This window comes from Enterobacter sp. P82, assembly GCF_037053385.1.
Classification (GTDB): domain Bacteria; phylum Pseudomonadota; class Gammaproteobacteria; order Enterobacterales; family Enterobacteriaceae; genus Enterobacter.
The window spans coordinates 72,417-91,241 of record NZ_JBALHX010000007.1; the positions used below are offsets into that span (position 1 = coordinate 72,417).

Annotated in this window: 19 protein-coding genes; 3 read left to right on the plus strand and 16 right to left on the minus strand. The window is 55.4% G+C overall.

The features are described 5' to 3' along the window. Window positions 1-2: 2 nt before the first annotated feature. The 4 genes from gntK to WB237_RS21080 all read right to left on the minus strand — a co-directional run bounded on the left by gntK (window position 3) and on the right by WB237_RS21080 (window position 3,610). Entirely contained in the window at window positions 3-530 is a 528-nt protein-coding gene (gene gntK, locus WB237_RS21065; RefSeq protein WP_008503362.1) for a gluconokinase, read from the minus strand. 126 nt (window positions 531-656) lie between these two features. Then, complete coding sequence (gene gntR / locus WB237_RS21070; RefSeq protein ID WP_028017944.1) at window positions 657-1,652, minus strand: gluconate operon transcriptional repressor GntR; 996 nt, start codon at window positions 1,650-1,652, stop codon at window positions 657-659. Between the two features lie 101 nt (window positions 1,653-1,753). Further along, window positions 1,754-2,449 carry a pirin family protein gene (locus tag WB237_RS21075; protein ID WP_028017945.1) on the minus strand — a complete coding sequence of 232 codons (696 nt, stop codon included), beginning with the start codon at window positions 2,447-2,449 and terminating at the stop codon, window positions 1,754-1,756. A gap of 123 nt (window positions 2,450-2,572) precedes the next feature. Then, the gene (locus tag WB237_RS21080; RefSeq protein ID WP_336216094.1) at window positions 2,573-3,610 is read right to left on the minus strand and encodes an oxidoreductase; all 1,038 of its coding nucleotides are present in this window, start codon (window positions 3,608-3,610) and stop codon (window positions 2,573-2,575) included. Between the two features lie 254 nt (window positions 3,611-3,864). Between WB237_RS21080 and yhhY the strand changes: the two genes are divergently transcribed. Beyond that, window positions 3,865-4,353 carry an N-acetyltransferase gene (gene yhhY / locus WB237_RS21085; RefSeq protein WP_336216096.1) on the plus strand — a complete coding sequence of 163 codons (489 nt, stop codon included), beginning with the start codon at window positions 3,865-3,867 and terminating at the stop codon, window positions 4,351-4,353. A gap of 86 nt (window positions 4,354-4,439) precedes the next feature. Here yhhY and ggt read toward each other — a convergent pair whose 3' ends face one another. After that, on the minus strand, window positions 4,440-6,185 hold the full coding sequence (gene ggt / locus WB237_RS21090; RefSeq protein ID WP_336216098.1) for a gamma-glutamyltransferase: 1,746 nt from the start codon (window positions 6,183-6,185) through the stop codon (window positions 4,440-4,442). Window positions 6,186-6,308: 123 nt separating this feature from the next. Here ggt and WB237_RS21095 point away from each other — a divergent pair, with 123 nt between their 5' ends. Then, a complete protein-coding gene (locus WB237_RS21095) occupies window positions 6,309-6,686 on the plus strand; it encodes a DUF2756 family protein (RefSeq protein WP_108089399.1) in 378 nt (125 codons plus the stop codon). Here the strand turns inward: WB237_RS21095 and ugpQ are convergent. From ugpQ to livK, 10 genes are all read right to left on the minus strand, one after another. Continuing rightward, window positions 6,670-7,416 (minus strand): glycerophosphodiester phosphodiesterase, encoded by a 747-nt coding sequence (ugpQ, locus tag WB237_RS21100; protein WP_271369649.1) that lies wholly within the window; start codon window positions 7,414-7,416, stop codon window positions 6,670-6,672. The genes WB237_RS21095 and ugpQ overlap by 17 nt on opposite strands. Further along, entirely contained in the window at window positions 7,413-8,483 is a 1,071-nt protein-coding gene (locus WB237_RS21105) for a sn-glycerol-3-phosphate import ATP-binding protein UgpC (protein ID WP_028017951.1), read from the minus strand. The genes ugpQ and WB237_RS21105 overlap by 4 nt, the downstream gene beginning before the upstream one ends. Window position 8,484: 1 nt before the next feature. Further along, window positions 8,485-9,330 (minus strand): sn-glycerol-3-phosphate ABC transporter permease UgpE, encoded by an 846-nt coding sequence (ugpE, locus tag WB237_RS21110; protein ID WP_336216102.1) that lies wholly within the window; start codon window positions 9,328-9,330, stop codon window positions 8,485-8,487. Then, window positions 9,327-10,214: a sn-glycerol-3-phosphate ABC transporter permease UgpA gene (gene ugpA / locus WB237_RS21115; protein WP_336216105.1), complete on the minus strand. Its 888-nt coding sequence runs from the start codon at window positions 10,212-10,214 to the stop codon at window positions 9,327-9,329. Before ugpA ends, ugpE begins: the two co-directional genes overlap by 4 nt. A 107-nt stretch (window positions 10,215-10,321) precedes the next feature. Next, complete coding sequence (ugpB, locus tag WB237_RS21120) at window positions 10,322-11,638, minus strand: sn-glycerol-3-phosphate ABC transporter substrate-binding protein UgpB (RefSeq protein WP_336216108.1); 1,317 nt, start codon at window positions 11,636-11,638, stop codon at window positions 10,322-10,324. Window positions 11,639-11,886: 248 nt separating this feature from the next. After that, window positions 11,887-12,600: a high-affinity branched-chain amino acid ABC transporter ATP-binding protein LivF gene (gene livF, locus WB237_RS21125; RefSeq protein WP_336216110.1), complete on the minus strand. Its 714-nt coding sequence runs from the start codon at window positions 12,598-12,600 to the stop codon at window positions 11,887-11,889. A 1-nt stretch (window position 12,601) separates the two neighbouring features. Then, on the minus strand, window positions 12,602-13,369 hold the full coding sequence (gene livG / locus WB237_RS21130; RefSeq protein ID WP_008500101.1) for a high-affinity branched-chain amino acid ABC transporter ATP-binding protein LivG: 768 nt from the start codon (window positions 13,367-13,369) through the stop codon (window positions 12,602-12,604). After that, complete coding sequence (gene livM, locus WB237_RS21135; protein WP_336216114.1) at window positions 13,366-14,643, minus strand: branched chain amino acid ABC transporter permease LivM; 1,278 nt, start codon at window positions 14,641-14,643, stop codon at window positions 13,366-13,368. Before livM ends, livG begins: the two co-directional genes overlap by 4 nt. Further along, window positions 14,640-15,566, minus strand: coding sequence for a high-affinity branched-chain amino acid ABC transporter permease LivH (gene livH / locus WB237_RS21140; RefSeq protein WP_028017954.1), 927 nt, complete (start codon window positions 15,564-15,566; stop codon window positions 14,640-14,642). Before livH ends, livM begins: the two co-directional genes overlap by 4 nt. 46 nt (window positions 15,567-15,612) lie before the next feature. Then, the gene (livK, locus tag WB237_RS21145; RefSeq protein WP_336216117.1) at window positions 15,613-16,722 is read right to left on the minus strand and encodes a high-affinity branched-chain amino acid ABC transporter substrate-binding protein LivK; all 1,110 of its coding nucleotides are present in this window, start codon (window positions 16,720-16,722) and stop codon (window positions 15,613-15,615) included. 424 nt (window positions 16,723-17,146) lie between these two features. On the opposite strand from livK, the gene panM reads away from it, so the two are divergent. Further along, window positions 17,147-17,536 carry an aspartate 1-decarboxylase autocleavage activator PanM gene (gene panM, locus WB237_RS21150; RefSeq protein ID WP_336216119.1) on the plus strand — a complete coding sequence of 130 codons (390 nt, stop codon included), beginning with the start codon at window positions 17,147-17,149 and terminating at the stop codon, window positions 17,534-17,536. Between the two features lie 88 nt (window positions 17,537-17,624). Here the strand turns inward: panM and livJ are convergent, their stop codons facing one another. Beyond that, a complete protein-coding gene (gene livJ / locus WB237_RS21155; RefSeq protein ID WP_139156810.1) occupies window positions 17,625-18,725 on the minus strand; it encodes a branched chain amino acid ABC transporter substrate-binding protein LivJ in 1,101 nt (366 codons plus the stop codon). Window positions 18,726-18,825: the final 100 nt, after the last annotated feature.

Here is an 18,825-nt window from a genome sequence, read left to right on the forward strand (position 1 = left end):
ACTTACTGCCTTTTATTAATGACCTCGATGGTGCTGGCAACAACACCTTCCAGTGACTGATCGATATCAACCACTAAGACATCTTTCTCATCTTCACCCGGTTCCTGCAGCGCTTCGAACTGCGTCACCAGCATCTGAGTCTTGAAGAAGTGACCTTTGCGCGCCTTAAGACGGCTTTCAATCACCTCAAAATCCCCTTTCAGGTAGATGAAAGAGAGGTTCGGGTTGCCGTCACGCAGCAGGTCACGGTAGGTTTTTTTCAGCGCGGAGCAAACGATAAGGGAAACTTTGTTGGTGCGCTGCATCGCGAACGCGGCGTCATTCAGCGCCTGCAACCACGGTTTGCGGTCGTCGTCGTTCAGCGGCTCGCCGGAGGCCATTTTCATGATGTTGCTGCGCGGATGGAGGAAGTCACCATCAAGAAACGCAGCCTGGAGTTGATGCGCCACTTCGCTGGCCACGGCTGATTTCCCGCTACCGGAAACGCCCATCAGGACGTAGACGTGGTGATCATGATTAGTCGTGCTCAAAGGGTGTCCCTCAGTCAATTGTTACGGGTAACAGTTATCGGTAACATTGTCCTGCCGGGGCAAAAGAGAAGCAATATCCAAACGTGCGAGAAGTGAATAAGTGTGAGCTAGTTCAAATTTGTCAGCTCAAATAGATCCACCCGGTGACAAGGTGAAACCTAAATCTAACATTTTAGGGGTAACCGTCTCGCCACGAATGCGCGCCAGCAGGCGTTCTGCGCCAATACGCCCCATACGTTCACGCGGTGTCAGAACGCTCGCCAGACGAGGCTCCATGACCTGGCCGATATCGTGGCCGTGGAAACCGGCAATCGCCATATCACGCGGGATGGAAAGTCCCAGACGTTGACATTCGAACGCTGCACCGACGGCAAGGTCATCGTTGGTACAGAAAATACCGTCCAGTTGCGGATACTCGCGCCGCGCCTGACGCATCAGCTCAATACCCGACGTATAGGAAGAGGACTGCTCCACCATCACGCTATACGGGATTAAGTTCGCGTCGAGCATCGCCTGCTCATATCCCTTCTGTTTGATGATAGTACGTTCATCAAGACGCGCTCCCAGATAGGCAATGTGACGATGACCGCGCGCGATAATCGCCGCCGTCATCTGACGTGCCGCTTCGAAGTTATCAAAACCCACGGCGATATCGAGGCATGGGGACTGGCTGTCCATCAGCTCCACCACCGGAATGCCCGCCACTTCAATCATCTTCAGCGTGCGCGGCGTGTGGGTACGTTCCGTTAAGATCAGGCCGTCGATGTTCCAGGAAAGCATGGACTCAAGACGTTCCTCTTCCAGCTCCGGCTTGTACCCGTAGTGCGCAAGCATGGTCTGATAACCAAACGCATCGGTCACACTTTCAATTCCGCGCAACACTTCGGCGAAAACCTGGTTGGTTAAAGAGGGAAGCAGGACGCCCACCGCACGACTGGTCGCATTGGAGAGAATATCGGGTGCGCGGTTAGGGATATACCCCAGTTCATCAAGAGCCGCGGCAATCTTGCCACGCAGCGCCACGGAAACCTGCTCCGGGTTACGTAAAAAGCGGCTGACCGTCATTTTGGTCACACCAACGCGGTCGGCGACATCCTGAAGTACGGGGCGTTTCTTTTTCATCGTCCTGAGAAATCTTGAAGTGAGAGATTTGCTCAGTTTATCACGGACAAAGCCCAACCTTCCCCTGTCAGAGGGAAGGTTGGGCATTTATTTATGATTTATTACACCGGAGGCAGGTCAAACAGCAGAATTTCACTCTCGCTGTCAGCATGTACGGAGATCGCCTGCTCGTCCCAGATGGCCAGACCATCAGCCGTTGTCGCTTTAGTACCGTTGATGGTGACTTCACCTTTCACCACCTGGATCCAGATGCGGCGGTTAGCAGCAATCTGATGAACAGACTGTTCGTCTTTCGCCAGCGCCCAGCGATACAGTTCCATATCCTGATGCACTTTCAGGGAGCCTTCTCGCGCATCCGGGGACAGCACCAGCTGTTTACCCTGTTTCGCGTCGAAGCGGCGCTGCTCATAGCGTGGCGTGATGCCGGTTTCTTCTGGAATAATCCAGATTTGATACAGGTGCAGTTTTTCCGTTTTGCTCGGGTTGTACTCGGAGTGACGCACCCCGGTACCCGCGCTCATAATCTGGAATTCGCCCGCAGGAACCTGCTCTTTGTTGCCCATGCTGTCCTGGTGCTCAACCGCGCCTTCCAGCACATAGGTCAGAATTTCCATGTCTTTGTGCGGGTGAGTGCCGAAGCCCTGTCCTGCATCAATCACGTCGTCGTTAATCACGCGCAGTGCGGAGAAGCCCATGAAGTTTGGGTCGTAGTAGTCGGCAAACGAGAATGAATGCCATGAGTCCAGCCAGCCATGATTCGCGTGACCACGTTCGTTTGCTTTGCGTAAGTAGATCATTGTTTTCACCCTCAGTTCGTTTCGATGGAGTAAGTGTGGACGCAAATAGCCTGGGATCATAGAGGGTGAAAATTGACTCCTCTGTTCAAAAATTATGAACAAGCGCAGAGGAGCCATTTTTGCTTATTTCACGAGGGCTACCGTGGCAGGAGAAGCCTGTTCAAAGGCCCGTTCAAGGATTTCAAGGTTAGTCAGAACGTCAGATTCCTTGACGTAATTCGCCGCACCGCTATTGATAGTCGCAAACAGTGCATCGTACACGCGGCCATAATCACCCACCTCGGGCTTCAGCTGTTCTCTGGCTGTCGTGCCATCCGCCTTCACATATTCCAGCACGCCAACCGAATCATCCGCCGCAAAGCCAGGTTCACCTGGCATGATATTGGCCTTCAGGCTGGTCTCCTGCTGGTCAATACCGTATTTGATAAACGAGCCTTTCGTACCGTGAACGATAAATTTCGGATAGTCGATTTTCACCAGATGGCTAGTTTTGACAATGGCTTTCAGGTCACCGTAGAACAGCTGCGCTTCAAACGTATCGTCCGGGTTGGCTTTGTTACGCAGACTGCGGATGTCATATGCCACGTGGTCCGGGCGACCAAACAGGGAGATGACCTGATCCATGGTGTGTACGCCCAGCCCATAGAACGCGCCATCCTGCGGCAGGCCTGGTTGAGTTTCTGCTACCGGGCGGTAGTAGTCGAAGTGACTTTCGACTTCCACGATGTCACCGAGCTTACCGCTCTCAATCACTTTTTTCGCCGTCAGGAAACAACTGTCAAAGCGACGGTTTTGATATGGCGTAACGGTCAGTCCTTTGCTTTTCGCCAGTGCGAACAACGCCTTCGCTTCGGCGATAGTCGGCGTAAACGGCTTTTCCACCAGTACGTTTTTACCTGCTTCCAGGGCGCGTTTCGCGTAGTCAAAATGGCTGTCAGCATGAGTACAGACAACAACCAGTTTCACCTGCGGATCGTTAAGGATTTCGTCCAGATCGCTGGTGAAATGGATGTGGGAATACTGCGGAGACTGCTCCTCTGGCTTCGCGCGGCGGCGGTAGATATGGGCCACATGCCAGGAATCTTTACGGTGAAGGATATACGGAAGGTGATAGCGGGTCGTACTTTTACCAAATCCAATAAATGCGCAATGTAGTGTCATGGCTCAGTCCTTTTGGAAGGTTACTGAGACCTACCATAACAAAAAAAAGCCAGCTAAAAGCTGGCTAAAGTAATACTGGAAGCAATGTGAGCAATGTCGTGCTTTCAGGTTCCCGTAGCGGTCTTCCTGAATGCAGGACAATAATAATCATTCTCATTCGCAGTTGTCCAATACTTTTTGCAAAAAATAGCGGTTGACTCAAATTTTAAAGTCACTGATGTTAAAGAGGACATTAACCCACAGAGGACGAAGGTATGAGTGAGATAGTGATACGCCACGCTGAACCGAAAGATTATGACGCCATTCGTCAGATTCACGCCCAGCCGGAGGTGTACCACAACACGCTACAAGTCCCTCATCCTTCTATGGAAATGTGGCAGATGCGGCTAAGCGATCAGCCCGGGATTAAGCAGTTAGTTGCCTGCATCGATGATATCGTCGTCGGGCATCTCACGATCGATGTCGCACAGCGGCCGCGCCGCAGCCACGTCGCTGATTTCGGTATTTGTGTAGGGTCGCAGTGGCACAACCGCGGCGTTGCCAGTGCGCTGCTTCGCACCATGATTGATATGTGCGACAACTGGCTGCGGGTTGATCGTATTGAGCTGACGGTGTTTGTCGACAACGAACCGGCCATTGCGGTCTACAAGAAGCACGGATTCGAAATTGAAGGCACCGGCAAACGTTACGGGCTGCGCAACGGTGAGTATGTGGATGCATATTATATGGCGAGAATGAAGTAGTGTGTTGCCGGGTGGCGGCTTCGCCTTACCCGGCCTACGTTCGTGCAGTTGTAGGCCCGGTAAGCGCAGCGCCACCGGGCAATACGTTAATACCCCGCCGTTAAATCATCCACCGAACGCGGGTCCGATGCCCCAAACAGTGCGCCATCCGGCCCGACCATAATGCTCTGGGTGCTGCCCATCGCCTCTTTCACCGCCACCTTCTGTCCGCGCTGCTCCAGTAGTTTGATCGTATCCGGGCTAAAGCCCTTCTCGACACGCAGCTCATCCGGCAGCCACTGATGGTGGAAACGCGGGGCATTGGTCGCTTCGGCAACGTTCATCCCAAAGTCGATACTGTTCACGACCATTTGCAGCACAGTCGTGATAATGCGGCTGCCGCCCGGGCTACCGGTCACCAGCCAGGTTTTACCGTCTTTCACCACGATGGTAGGCGACATGGACGACAACGGACGTTTCTTCGGCCCCACCGCATTCGCATCACCACCGACCAGCCCGTAGACGTTCGGCACGCCCGGTTTGGCAGAGAAGTCATCCATCTCGTTATTCAGCAGAATGCCGCTACTGCCCGCCACAATCCCGGTACCGAAAGTGGTATTGAGTGTATAGGTCACTGCCACCGCGTTACCGTCTTTATCCACCACCGAGAAATGGGTGGTCTGGTTGCTTTCGTACGGTGCCAGCTTGCCCGGGCGGATCTCGCTCGAAGGCTTAGCCTTGTTGATGTCGATCTGTTCAGCAATCGATTTGGCATAAGCCTTATTGGTCAGCGCCTGCCACGGCACCTTCACGAAGTCCGGATCGCCGAGATATTCCGAACGGTCAGCGTAGGCGCGTTTTTCCGCTTCCGCCATCACCTGCATGGCATCGGCACTGCCGAAGCCGAATTTGTGCATATCGAAGTTTTCAAGAATGTTGAGGATTTGCACGATGTGAATGCCACCAGAGGACGGTGGTGGCATGGAGAAGACTTCGTAGCCGCGATAGGTTCCACTGATCGGCGCACGCTCCACCGCCTTGTATTCTGCCAGATCCGCTTTGGTGATGAGCCCGCCGTTCTTTTGCATCTCTTCAGCAATCTGGTCTGCAATCGCGCCTTTGTAGAAGGCGTCCGGGCCGTGCTCCGCAATCAGCTCCAGGCTTTTGGCAAGGTTCTTCTGCACCAGCTTGTCGCCCTTCTTCAGCGGCTCACCGTTTTTCCAGAAGATCGCCTTGCTGTTTTCATGGTTCGGAATGACTTCACTGCCGTAGGTTTTGAGATCGTCGGCCAGGGCGTCATTCACAATAAAGCCATCCCGCGCCAGCTTAATGGCAGGCTGGACGACCTTGTTCAGCGGCAGAGTGCCGTATTTTTCCAGCGCCAGCGAGAAACCCGCCACGGTGCCCGGCGTGCCGGACGCGAGATGCGAGGTCAGCGATTTTTTGCTGTCCGGATTGCCCTGATCGTCAAGGAACATATCTCGGGAAGCCTTGCCGGGAGCCATTTCACGGAAGTCGATGGCCGTGGTTTTCCCGTCTTTGGTGCGCAGCATCATAAAACCCCCGCCCCCCAGGTTACCCGCCTGCGGATGCGTCACCGCCAGCGCGTACCCGACGGCAACAGCCGCATCCACCGCGTTACCGCCCTGCTTAAGAATATCGACGCCCACTTTTGTTGCCAGCGCATCCACCGAAGCCACCATGCCATGTGTCGCCCGCACGGGATGGAAAACATCTTCCTCCACGCCGTAAGAGACTGGCGGTGCCGCTGGCGGGTTGGCCGCCACGCTAAATGTGCCGCCAGCCATCAGCGCGGCGATCGCTACCCAGCGTAAAAATGTTGGTTTCATCATTATTGTTCTCCAGGTGAAGGGATCCATATTCCCCGCTTAAGCCTGGTTCACAACTCCTAAAAAATCATCGTCATGGTGAAATCAGGGTAAACTTAAGAGAGGCCTCAAAAGGAGGAAATGACAATGAAACGCTTACTGATTCTTACCGCGCTGTTACCGTTTACCGCGCTCGCACAGCCACTGAATACCATGAACAATCCGAACCAGCAGGGTTATGTCATTCCAAGCCAGCAGCGTATGCAGACGGAGATGATGAGCCAGCAGCAACAGCAAAAAGGGATGCTTAACCAGCAGTTGAAAACGCAGACCCAGATGCAACAGCAGAGCCTGCAAAATCAGATGAACGCCAACACTCAGCGCGTGCAGCAGGGCCAGGTGCGGGAACAGCCGCTGCCCAACCATAACGGTGGCATGTTAGGCAACGGAACAATGCAGAGCAGCGGCCAGCAGCATATGCTACCGCAGCAGTCGAACGGCAGTATGCTTAATCCGCAGAACTAAAGTCCGGGCCGATCAGGTCAATCGCATCGGTACAGATGCTGTCCACGCCCCAGCGCAGCAGTTCGGCTGCACGCTGGGGTTTATTGACGGTGTAGACCAGAATATGCAGACCCGCGTCTTTCAACATCTTCACACGCGTCTCATCCAGCAACTTGTGATTGAGATGGATAGAGACACACGCTAAGCGTGTCGTCAGCTCGCGCCAGTCCTCGCGCCACTCGTCCAGCAGCAGCCCACGCGGCAGCTCCGGTACGGCCGCCTGTGCCGCTTCCAGCGCGTCAATTTCGAACGAGGAAAGCAACGGCGCGGTCATTCCTTCCCACAACTCACGTGCTGCCAGCGCGATGACCTTGCCTGTTAGTGGCCCGGTGCCGGTTGTCGGTTTGATTTCAATGTTGGCCATCATCCCGTGCTGACGGCAGCGGTCCGCCACTTCCGCCAGCAGCGGCAGCGGCTCGCCTTTGAATTCACCGCTGTACCAGCTTCCGGCATCCACTTTCAGCAGATCGCGCCACGGCAATTCACCCGCCACGCCCCAGCCGTTGCTGGTGCGTTCGAGGTTGTCATCATGCAGCAGGAAAATTTCGCCGTCTTTCGACAGCTTGGCGTCGAATTCAATCATTGTGTGACCGTAACGTGCGCCAACATCAATTGCCGCCAGGGTGTTTTCCGGCGCCAGTTTACCGCCGCCACGGTGGGCGACGATGTGGGGATAAGGCCAGTTGCTCATACTCGTTGTCCTGTTTCACCGTCAAATAAGTGCAGGTGATTTTCCGGCAGATGCAGCCACAGCGTGCTGCCGGCTTTAGGGCGTTCCTGATGTGCCAGACGCACCACCATTTTTTGCTCGCCCCAACGTCCGTGCGCCAGGTTATCAGCCCCCAGCATCTCCAGCGTATCCATCACCAGCGGTACGCCGCCTTCCGCCTGAGAGGTTAAACCAATATGCTCCGGGCGGATACCGAGCGTCATTTTACGCCCGGCGTAGCCACGATAGTACCAGTTGATTGGCAATGCCATCCCGCTTTCCAGCTCAAAATGGGTTCCCGCACTGCTGATACGCCCTTCCAGCAGGTTCATTGCCGGGCTGCCGATAAAGCTCGCCACAAAGCGGGTGGCCGGTTTTTCATACACTTCAACCGGGGTGCCGATTTGCTCAGCTATCCCCTTGTTCATCACCATCACGCGCTGGGCGAGCGTCATCGCTTCGACCTGATCGTGGGTCACGTACAAAGAGGTGGTTTTCAGGCGGCGATGCAGCTGCTGTAGCTCCAGGCGCATCTGCACGCGCAGCTTGGCGTCGAGGTTGGAGAGCGGTTCATCAAACAGGAACACCGCCGGGTCACGCACAATCGCGCGCCCCATCGCCACACGCTGACGCTGACCGCCGGAAAGCTCACGCGGTCGGCGCTTCAGCAGGCCATCCAGCTCCAGAATGCGAGCCGCTTCTCTCACGCGCTCCTCAATATGCCCTTTGCCCATTCCGCGGATTTTCAGCCCCCAGGCCATGTTCTCTTCCACACTCATGTGCGGATAGAGCGCGTAGTTCTGGAACACCATCGCGATGCCTCTGTCTTTCGGCTCCATTTCGGTGACGCGCTGACGGTCAATCCAGATATCCCCGGAGGTCACGCGCTCAAGTCCCGCCACCATGCGCAGCAGGGTGGATTTACCGCAGCCGGACGGCCCGACCATCACGATAAATTCGCCGTCCGCCACGTCGAGCGTTAACGGCTGAATAACCTGGGTTTTGCCATCCCAGCTTTTAGTCACTGCCTGAAGTTTTAAACCTGCCATCTTATTTCTCACTGTCCACTAAACCACGCACAAACGCACGCTGCATGGCTAAAACGATAACGACCGGAGGGATAAGGGTGAGCAGCATCGCCGCCATCACCTGGTTCCAGAGGGTGGTGCCTTCACCAGTGGCGATCATGCCTTTGATGCCCGCCACGGCAGTGCCGAGGTTGACGTCCTGAATAATCAGCAGCGGCCACAGGTACTGATTCCAGCCGTAGATAAAGGTGATCACAAACAGCGCCGCGAGGTTGGTTTTCGACAGCGGCAGCACGATGTCGCGGAAGAAGCGCATTGGTGAAGCGCCGTCGATACGCGCGGCTTCAATCAGCTCGTCCGGCAGGGTCATAAAGAACTGGCGGAACAGGAAGGTGGCGGTCGCCGAGGCCATCAACGGCAGGGTTAAGCCCGCATAGCTGTCGAGCATCCCAAGATTGGCGATGACCTCCACCGTCGGGAAGATACGCACCTCCACCGGCAACATCAGGGTGATGAAGATCATCCAGAAGAACAGGTTGCGCAGCGGAAAGCGGAACCAGACGATGGCAAAGGCCGAGAGCATCGACACCGTAATTTTGCCCACCGTGATACCGAACGCCATGATGAAGCTGTTGAGCATCATCAACCAGAACGGCGCGTTGTTAACGCCCACGCCCTGCGTCCAGATGGTCGACATATTCTCGAAAAGATGACCGCCCGGGATCAGCGTCATCGGCGTATCAAACACCGCTTTGGTGTCCAGCGTGGCGGCGACAAAGGCCACGTACAGCGGGAACAGGATGACAATAATCCCTAAAATCAGCATGGTATGGCTGAAAATCGTCAGCCCGCGACGGTTCTCAATCATTGGTAGCGCACCTTACTTTCGACATAACGGAACTGCACCACCGTGAGGATGATGACAAGGAACATCAGCACGACGGACTGCGCGGCAGAGGCAGAGAGATCCAGGCCAGCAAAACCTTCGCGGTAGATCTTATAGATAAGCGTCGTTGTCGCCTGCACCGGGCCGCCTGCGGTCGCTGCGTCGATCACCGGGAAGGTATCGAAGAAGGCGTACACCAGGTTGACCACCAGCAGGAAGAAACTCACCGGGGCGATCAGCGGCAGCGCCAGTTTAAAGAAGCGGCGGATAGGGCCTGCGCCATCAATCGCCGCGGCTTCCACCAGCGAACGCGGAATGGACTGCAGCGCGGCAAAGAAGAACAGGAAGTTATAGCTGATCTGCTTCCACACCGAGGCGAATACCACCAGGAACATCGCCTGACCGCTGTTCTGGGCGTGGTTCCAGTCGTAGCCGAACTCTGCCAGGAAGTGGGTAATCAGCCCGCGGCCAGGGTTAAACAGGAAGATCCACAGCACGGCAGCGACGGCGGGCGCTACGGCGTAAGGCAGCAGCATCAGCGTTTGATACAGACGGCTGCCGCGCACCACGTAATCCACCAGCGCGGCGAAAAACAGCGAGGCAACCAGACCACTGACGGTCACCAGCGCGCTGAACTTCATCGTCGTCCAGAAGGAGTCCAGGTAGTAGCTGTCATGGAACAGCGCGATGAAGTTGTTCAGGCCAACAAACTGGCTGGAAAGCCCGAAGGGATCGACGCTTTGCACTGAGTACCATAGCGCTTCGCCCGCAGGCCAGATAAAGAAGATAACGGTGATGACCAGCTGTGGCGCGACCAGCAGATAAGGCAGCCAGCGGGAACGAAACACCGGACGGGATGAGGACATAGGTTAGCTCTAGTTGGTTTCCCCTCACCCCGGCCCTCTCCCAAAGGGAGAGGGAGGTATACATTCCCTCTCCCTGTGGGGAGAGGGTTAGGGTGAGGGTAAAAAGATTAAGACTTCGTCGACTGCTCAAAACGACGCAGCAGCTGATTCCCGCGCTCTACCGCTGAATCCAGCGCCTGCTGTGGCGTTTTCTTCCCGGTCCACACGCTTTCCAGCTCTTCATCGACGATGGTGCGGATCTGCGGCATATTGCCCAGACGCAGACCTTTGGTGTACGGCAACGGCGGCTTGTTCAGCATCTGACGCGTCGGGATGTCCGCGCCCGGGTTCTTGCTGTAGAAACCCTGCTCGCGGGTCAGGTCATACGCAGCTTTGGTGATCGGCAGATAGCCGGTTTTCTGGTGCCATTCGGCGGCATTTTCTGGTTTCGCCAGGAAGTCGAGGAACTCGGCTACGCCTTTGTAGGTCCCTTTGTCTTTGCCCTGCATCACCCACAGGCTTGCCCCGCCGATGATGGCGTTCTGTGGCGCACCTTTCACATCAGCGTCGTAAGGCATCATGCCCACGCCGTAGTTGAATTTGGCGTAATGACGGATGTCTGCCAGCGAGCCGGAAGAGGCGGTAGTAATAGCGCAATCACCGTTGTAGAACTTCTCGGTGGATTCGTCTTTACGGCCGTAGTAGCTGAAATCGCCCTTCTTGTTGAGTTCTTCCAGCAGCGCAATGTGTTTCACCTGCTCTGGCTTATTGAACTCCAGGACCGCGTCAGTGCCGTCGAAACCGTTGTTTTTGGTCGCCACCGGCAGGCCATGCCAGGCGCTGAAGTTTTCAATCTGGATCCAGCCCTGCCAGCCGCTCGCATAACCGCACTTCATCCCTGCCGCTTTCAGCTTCGCGGTGTACTCGGCCAGATCCTGCCAGGTTTTTGGCGGCTGCTCTGGATCTAAACCGGCTTTTTTAAAGGCGTCTTTGTTGTAGTACAGCACAGGGGTGGAGCTGTTAAACGGCTGGGACAACAGATGGCCGGTTTTGGAATCGGTGTAGTAACCGGAAACGGTTGGCACGAACTGGGATTCGTCGAAGTTGATACCCGCGTCTTTAAAGACTTCGTACACCGGTTTGATGGCTTTAGAGGCCATCATGGTGGCGGTACCCACTTCATAAACCTGTAACAGCGCAGGCGCGTTACCGGTACGGAAAGCAGCGATACCTGCGCTCAGGCTCTGCTCGTAGTTACCTTTATACACCGGCACAATTTTGTAATCCGGATGGGTGTCGTTGAAACGCTGCGCCAGGGAGTCAACTTCTTTACCCAACTCCCCTTCCATGGAATGCCAGAACGGAATGGTGGTGACAGCCATTGCGTTCGTCGCAAAAGCCAGACCAATTGCCAGACCCAAAGCTGTGTGTCGTAACGATGTCATTGTCATCTCTCTTATTGTGCCGGATGCGCGATATCACGCGTTTTATGCTCGCGAGGTAACATGACATGCTCGAATGACAGAAAAATAACTGTTTGTTTACAGATAAGTGACAGCCAGGCGTCAGGGGGATGATGGTTGTGTGAAGGGGGTTGGGGGTGAAAAAAAGCCGGGTGGCGGCTACGCCTTACCCGGCCTACTCGATCCCGCAGGCCCGGTAAGCGTAAGCGCCACCGGGCGATGAAGACGGCTCAGCCGCCTAAATAAGCGCTCCGCACCGCCTCGTTCGCGAGCAGCGCGTCTCCGGTATCAGAAAGCACCACGCGGCCGTTCTCCAGCACGTAGCCACGGTCAGCGAGCTTCAGCGCCTGGTTAGCATTCTGCTCAACGAGGAAGATGGTCATTCCCTCTTTACGCAGCTGTTCGATGGTGTCGAAAATCTGCTGGATGATGATTGGCGCAAGCCCCAGCGACGGTTCATCGAGCAGCAACAATCGCGGCTGGCTCATCAGCGCACGGCCAATCGCCAGCATCTGCTGTTCACCACCGGACATAGTGCCCGCACGCTGAATACGGCGTTCCCACAGACGCGGGAAGAGCTCATAGACCCACTTGATACGGGTCTGGTACTGGTCGCGGTCGGCAAAGAAGCCGCCCATCGCCAGGTTCTCTTCCACCGTCATACGGGAAAACACGCGACGCCCTTCCGGCACAATCGCCACGGCTTCACGCATGATTCTGGCGGTCTGCCAGTCGGTAATGTCTTTGCCATCAAACACAATTCGCCCGCTGGTCGCGCGCGGGTCACCGCACAGGGTGCCGAGCAGTGTCGTTTTGCCCGCGCCGTTGGCGCCAATCAGGGTGACGATTTCACCCTGATTGATATGCAGGCTGACGTCGTGAAGCGCCTGGATCTTGCCGTAGTGCGCATTGACCTTGTCGAACGTTAACATCGCTTTTTCCATCTTATGCCTCACCAAGGTATGCGCGGATCACGTCCGGGTTGTTGCGGATCTCTTCCGGCGTGCCGTTTGCCAGCGGCGTGCCCTGGTTTACCACGTAGATACGGTCAGAAATGCCCATCACCAGCTTCATATCGTGCTCAATCAGCAGGATGGTGGTGTCGTGATGATCGCGCAGCTCGGCAATCAGCTCGTCCAGCTCTTTGGTCTCTTTCGGGTTGAGGCCAGCAGCAGGCTCGTCGAGCATCAGGATTTCCGGCTGCGTCACCATGCAACGCACAATCTCCAGACGACGTTGGTCGCCGTAAGCCAGGTTGCTAGCCTGACGGTTAGCGTGCTGCAACAGACCGATGCGGTCGAGCCAGGTGGCAGCGCGATCCAGCGCTTCATCCTGTGCGCGACGGAAGGCCGGGGTTTTCAGCAGGCCGGAGAAAAGCCCGGTTTTCAGCTGCTGATGTTGCGCCACCAGCAGGTTCTCAATGACCGTCATCTCACGGAACAGACGCACGTGCTGGAAAGTACGCACCACGCCCATACGGGCGATCTGTTGCCCGGGCAGGCCTTCAAGGTGCTGGTCGCGCAGCATAATGGTGCCGCCCGTCGGCTTGTAGAAACCGGTCAGGCAGTTGAAGACCGTGGTTTTACCCGCGCCGTTCGGGCCAATCAGGGAGACAATCTCTTTCTTATGCAGATCCAGATTCACGTTGTTGACCGCCAGCAGGCCGCCAAAACGCATCATCAGACCGTTAACGGATAATAATGGCTGACTCATGCCTGCTCTCCTTTCGTTTGCCCGTTCTTCAGCTTCAGCTGTGGACGGGTCATCGGCAGCAAGCCCTGCGGACGCCAGATCATCATCAGCACCATTAAACCACCCAGCATCAGCATGCTGTATTCGTTAAAGTCGCGCATCAGCTCACGCGAGACCACCAGCAGGATGGCCGCCAGGATAACGGCGAACTGCGAACCCATCCCGCCGAGCACCACAATCGCCAGCACAAAGGCAGATTCGGCAAAAGTGAAGGATTCCGGGCTGACAAAGCCCTGGCGTGCGGCAAACAGCGTCCCGGCAAAACCGGCAAACGCGGCACTGATGGTGAACGCGGTCAGCTTGATGCGGGTCGGGTTCAGGCCCAGGGAGCGGCAGGCGATCTCATCTTCACGCAGTGCTTCCCACGCGCGACCCAGCGGCATGCGCAGCAGACGGTTGATCACGAACAGGGTAATCACCACCAGCAGCAGCGCCACCAGGTAGAGCCAGATGACACGGTCAGACGGGTCGTATTTCACGCCAAAGAAGTTGCTGAAGGTATCCCAGCCGCCTTCACGAGCGGTACGGCTGAATTCCAGACCAAAGAAGGTCGGTTTCGGGATCTGGCTGATACCGTTCGGGCCACCGGTCACTTCGGTGTTGTTGAGCAGCAGGATACGGACGATTTCACCAAAGCCTAAGGTCACAATCGCCAGGTAGTCACCGCGCAGGCGCAGCACCGGGAAGCCCAGCAGGAAGCCCGCAGCCGCAGAAACCAACCCCGCCAGCGGCAGACACGTCCAGAAGCCGAGACCGTAATAGTGGTTCAGCAGCGCGAAGGTGTAAGCACCGATGGCGTAGAAGCCGCCGTAGCCCAGCACCAGCAGGCCAGACAAACCCACTACCACGTTCAGACCGAGACCGAGGATCACGTAGATCATGGTCAGAGTGGCAATGTCTACCGTCCCGCGCGACACCACGAACGGCCACGCCACCGCCGCCACCAGCAGGGCGACGAGGAACAGCTTCTGTTTAACGGTTGAACCATCAATCGCAGGCAGCACGAATTTCGGGCCAGAAACGCCTTTCAGCGTCTTCTGAAACAGCGGACGCAGCAGCTGGAACAGGAACACCACTGCCGTGCCGATAAACACCCACTGCCAGCGGATGTCTGCTGCGGTGTCCACCACCAGCTTAGTACCGTTCAGCTCTAACTGAACGCCCATAAAGACGCCCGCCAGCACGAAGAACATGGCGGCAGAGAGCAGCGCCATTGCAAAATGCATCGGTTTCATACTTTCTCTACCTCCGGACGACCCAGAATACCGGTAGGCATTACCAGCAGAACCAGAATCAGCAGGGCAAACGACACCACATCTTTATATTCCGTACTCAGATACGCCGAGGAGAGCGCTTCCGCCACGCCGAGGATCAGACCGCCAATCATCGCGCCCGGAATGCTGCCGATACCGCCCAGCACAGCGGCGGTGAAGGCTTTCATCCCGGCCATAAAGCCGATGTACGGGTTAATCACACCGTAGAACTGACCGAGCAGCACACCTGCGACAGCGGCCATTGCGGCGCCAATCACGAAGGTGAGTGCAATCACGCGGTCCGTGTTAATGCCAAGCAGGCTCGCCATCTTCAGGTCTTCCGCGCAGGCACGACAGGCGCGCCCCATGCGGGAATAACGAATGAACAAGGTCAGCGCCAGCATCGCAATGAAGGTCACGATCCAGATAACCAACTGCATGGTGGTAATAGACGCAGAGAAGTTATCACTCGCCCCGACAACCCACTGGCCATTAAACAAGCTTGGCAGCGCCACGTCGCGCGAGCCTTCGGTCAGGCTGACGTAGTTTTGCAGGAAGATTGACATGCCGATGGCGGAGATCAGGGCAATCAGGCGCTTGGAGCTGCGCACTGGCCGGTAGGCCACGCGTTCGATGCTCCAGCCGTAGGCACTGGCAATCACGATCGCGCCGACAAACCCGGCAGCGACCAGCAGCCAGCTGCTGTCGATACCCATCATCATCAGCGCGGCGATGATCATAAAGGAGACATAACTACCGATCATGTACACCTCGCCGTGGGCGAAGTTGATCATGCCGATAATACCGTAAACCATCGTATAGCCGATGGCGATCAGCGCGTAGGTGCTTCCCAGCGTGACGCCGTTAAACATCTGCTGCAGGAAATAGAGAAACTGCTCGGACATATGCAAACCTTTTTATACCCGCCCGTCAGTCCGGGCGGTGGGATAATTATTTGGCGGCCGAGGATGAACCGTCGGCGTGCCACTTAAAGACACCAAACTCAAATCCCTTCAGATCGCCTTTCTCATCCCAGTTCAGCGGCCCAATCACGGTGTTCGCCCCGTGTGCTTTTAAATCTTTCACCAGATCCAGCGGTTCTTTGCTGCCGGAGCGATCCAGTGCGGTTGCCAGAGACTGCACAGCCGCGTAGGTAATCCAGACGTACGGACCACTCGGATCCTTCTTCTGCGCCTTGAGCGCATCAACGATAGCCTTGTTGGCCGGATCCTGGTCATAGCGTTTTGGCATCGTTACCAGCATGCCTTCGGCAGCATCACCCGCGATGTTTGACAGGGAGGCGTTACCCACGCCTTCCGGCCCCATAAACTGGGTTTTCAGCCCTACCGAACGCGCCTGGCGCAGCATCTGGCCCATTTCCGGGTAGTAGCCACCGTAGTAAACGAAATCAATATTCTCTTTTTGCAGACGGGCAATCAGGGCGGAGAAATCTTTCTCACCGGCGGTAATTCCATCGAAGAAGACGACATTCACGCCGCCTTTTTTCAGGCCGTCCTGAACGGAACGCGCCAGGCCTTCACCGTACTGCTGTTTGTCATGAATAATGGCAATGCGCTGTGGCTTAACGGTGTCGAGGATGTATTTGGCGGCGGTTGGGCCCTGAGAGGAGTCCAGACCCGCGGTACGCATAATGTGTTGATAGCCGCGTTGGGTCAGCTCCGGGTTGGTCGCACCCGGGGTGATCATCAGAATGCCTTCGTCTTCGTAGATATCAGACGCAGGCTGGGTGGAGGATGAGCACAGGTGGCCGATCACATACTGAATACCGTCGTTGACGATTTTGTTGGCGACCGCAACGGCCTGTTTAGGATCGCAGGCATCGTCATATTCCACACCAACCAGTTTATCGCCTTTGATGCCGCCTTTTGCGTTGATGTCTTTGATGGCCTGGCGCGCACCGTTGAACTCCATATCCCCCCACTGGGCAACAGGACCGGACATCGCACCGACTACAGCAACTTTAATCTCTTCCGCCATGGCCGCATGCGAAATCGACAATGCAACCATCCCCGCGAGTAACGTTTTCGCGTTCCTTCTCATCTCTGAATCCCCATTCGTGATGTCGTGTTTATATTTTGTTTTATTCTGGTTAAAAAGCATTCTGTACTTTTAATGCACAACGCTATTTTTACCAGTGCCTTTAATGGTTTAGCGCAGTTTTTTCACAAAAACCAGACTAAAATCTCTATTTTTCAGGCTATTAAGCAAAGATAATATTCTGAAATCAGGCAGAGATAAACAAATAAAAGTGCAGTTTGCAGCATAAAATAACGGCACAAAGCGCCGAATAAATCACTACCATTCAGGTTAAAATTCTGCTTATTTTTCGATCCATGTGTTTTCAAACTGCCCATCGCGTTGCTAAAAAACTAATCACCTGGTTAATGAGAATAAAAAGAGGAAGCCGCTGAGTGAATAAATTGAGTACACTGCCCCTACTCAATTTGATTTGGACAACAAGCTAATGAAACTGACAATCGTTCGTCTGGTGACCTTTAGCGACCAGGATCATATCGACCTGGGCAAGATCTGGCCGGAATATTCCCCTTCGTCACTACGCGTTGACGAGACCCACCGTATTTATGCTGCGCGATTTAATGAACGTTTACTGGCTGCGGTTCGCGTGACTCTGAGCGGCACCGAAGGGGCGCTGGACTCACTGCGCGTGCGTGACGTCACCCGTCGTCGTGGTGTAGGGCAGTATTTGATTGAAGAAGTGATCCGTGAAAACCCGAGCGTGACCTCCTGGTGGATGGCCGACGTGGGCGTGGAAGACCGTGACGTGATGGCGGCATTTATGCAGGCGTTAGGGTTTACGGCGCAGGAGAATGGGTGGGAGAAGCGCCAGGGATGACCTGTGCGGCCTGATGCCCTCACCCCGACCCTCTCCCACGGGGAGAGGGAGAAAACATAAAAAAGGCAACTTACGTTGCCTTTTGCTTTTATTTTGCGTCAGTAGCAGTCCCGTTCGCGTGCCAGTCAAACACGCCGAACTCGAAGCCTTTCAGATCGCCCTTCTCATCCCATGACAGCGGCCCCATAACGGTATTTACGGAATTCGCTTTCAGGTATTTCGCGATCTCAGCCGGATCGGCTGACTGGTTCAGACCCGCTTGCAGAGACTGCAGCGCAGCGTAGGTGGTCCACACGAACGCACCGCTTGGATCCTGTTTCTTCGCTTTGATGGCATCTACGATTGGTTTGTTCGCCGGAACCTGGTCGTAGTTCTTCGGTTTGGTCACCAGCAGGCCTTCAGCGGATTCACCCGCGATGTTAGACAGGGATACGTTCGCCACCCCTTCCGGACCCATGAACTGGGTTTTCAGACCCGCAGCACGTGCCTGGCGCAGGATCTGACCCATTTCCGGGTGGTAGCCACCGTAGTAAACGAAATCAATATTCTCTTTCTTCAGACGCGCCACCAGGGTGGAGAAATCTTTCTCACCAGCGGTGATACCGTCGAAGAACACCACGTCGGCATTCGCTTTCTTGAGGTTGTCCTGCACGGAACGCGCCAGACCTTCACCGTACTGCTGCTTGTCATGAACGATAGCGATGCGCTTCGGCTTCACTTTTTCAACGATGTATTTCGCCGCAGTTGGGCCCTGGTCAGAGTCCAGACCGGTGGTGCGCAGGGTCAGCTTGTAGCCGCGAGAGGTCAGCTCAGGTGCCGTCGCTGCCGGGGTGATCATCAGAATGCCTTCGTCTTCGTAGATGTCAGACGCTGGCTGAGTAGAGGAAGAGCACAGGTGACCGATAACGTATTTGATCCCGTCGTTCACCACTTTGTTCGCGACCGCGACCGCTTGTTTCGGGTCACAGGCATCATCATATTTTACGATCTGCAGTTTTTCGCCCTTAATACCGCCCTTGGCATTAATGTCTGCAACCGCCTGTTCTGCGCCAGTAAATTCCTGGTCACCATACTGTGCTACCGGACCGGACATCGCTCCTACGACAGCCACTTTAATATCTGCCTGTGCCATCGTGCTAAATGCCAACGCGATACATCCTGCCAGTAACGCTTTACCCTTCATGTTCATCCTGAGATTCCCCATTATTATGGTTATTACGATTATTGTGATGTTGTTGTGTAGCGCTTTATTTCAGTTATAGGTATGCCACTCGCGCTTTTTCAGCATA

Bases quoted from the DNA above. Each gene is read 5' to 3' on its own strand.
- WB237_RS21095 (WP_108089399.1), top strand. From the start codon at position 6,309: ATGAAACGCTTACTGATTCTTACCGCGCTGTTACCGTTTACCGCGCTC.
- livM (WP_336216114.1), bottom strand. From the start codon at position 14,643: ATGAAACCGATGCATTTTGCAATGGCGCTGCTCTCTGCCGCCATGTTC.
- gntR (WP_028017944.1), bottom strand. From the start codon at position 1,652: ATGAAAAAGAAACGCCCCGTACTTCAGGATGTCGCCGACCGCGTTGGT.
- livG (WP_008500101.1), bottom strand. From the start codon at position 13,369: ATGAGTCAGCCATTATTATCCGTTAACGGTCTGATGATGCGTTTTGGC.
- ugpQ (WP_271369649.1), bottom strand. From the start codon at position 7,416: ATGAGCAACTGGCCTTATCCCCACATCGTCGCCCACCGTGGCGGCGGT.
- livF (WP_336216110.1), bottom strand. From the start codon at position 12,600: ATGGAAAAAGCGATGTTAACGTTCGACAAGGTCAATGCGCACTACGGC.
- livK (WP_336216117.1), bottom strand. From the start codon at position 16,722: ATGAGAAGGAACGCGAAAACGTTACTCGCGGGGATGGTTGCATTGTCG.
- livH (WP_028017954.1), bottom strand. From the start codon at position 15,566: ATGTCCGAGCAGTTTCTCTATTTCCTGCAGCAGATGTTTAACGGCGTC.
- ugpA (WP_336216105.1), bottom strand. From the start codon at position 10,214: ATGTCCTCATCCCGTCCGGTGTTTCGTTCCCGCTGGCTGCCTTATCTG.
- WB237_RS21075 (WP_028017945.1), bottom strand. From the start codon at position 2,449: ATGATCTACTTACGCAAAGCAAACGAACGTGGTCACGCGAATCATGGC.
- ugpE (WP_336216102.1), bottom strand. From the start codon at position 9,330: ATGATTGAGAACCGTCGCGGGCTGACGATTTTCAGCCATACCATGCTG.
- yhhY (WP_336216096.1), top strand. From the start codon at position 3,865: ATGAGTGAGATAGTGATACGCCACGCTGAACCGAAAGATTATGACGCC.
- ugpB (WP_336216108.1), bottom strand. From the start codon at position 11,638: ATGACATCGTTACGACACACAGCTTTGGGTCTGGCAATTGGTCTGGCT.
- livJ (WP_139156810.1), bottom strand. From the start codon at position 18,725: ATGAACATGAAGGGTAAAGCGTTACTGGCAGGATGTATCGCGTTGGCA.
- WB237_RS21080 (WP_336216094.1), bottom strand. From the start codon at position 3,610: ATGACACTACATTGCGCATTTATTGGATTTGGTAAAAGTACGACCCGC.
- ggt (WP_336216098.1), bottom strand. From the start codon at position 6,185: ATGATGAAACCAACATTTTTACGCTGGGTAGCGATCGCCGCGCTGATG.
- WB237_RS21105 (WP_028017951.1), bottom strand. From the start codon at position 8,483: ATGGCAGGTTTAAAACTTCAGGCAGTGACTAAAAGCTGGGATGGCAAA.
- panM (WP_336216119.1), top strand. From the start codon at position 17,147: ATGAAACTGACAATCGTTCGTCTGGTGACCTTTAGCGACCAGGATCAT.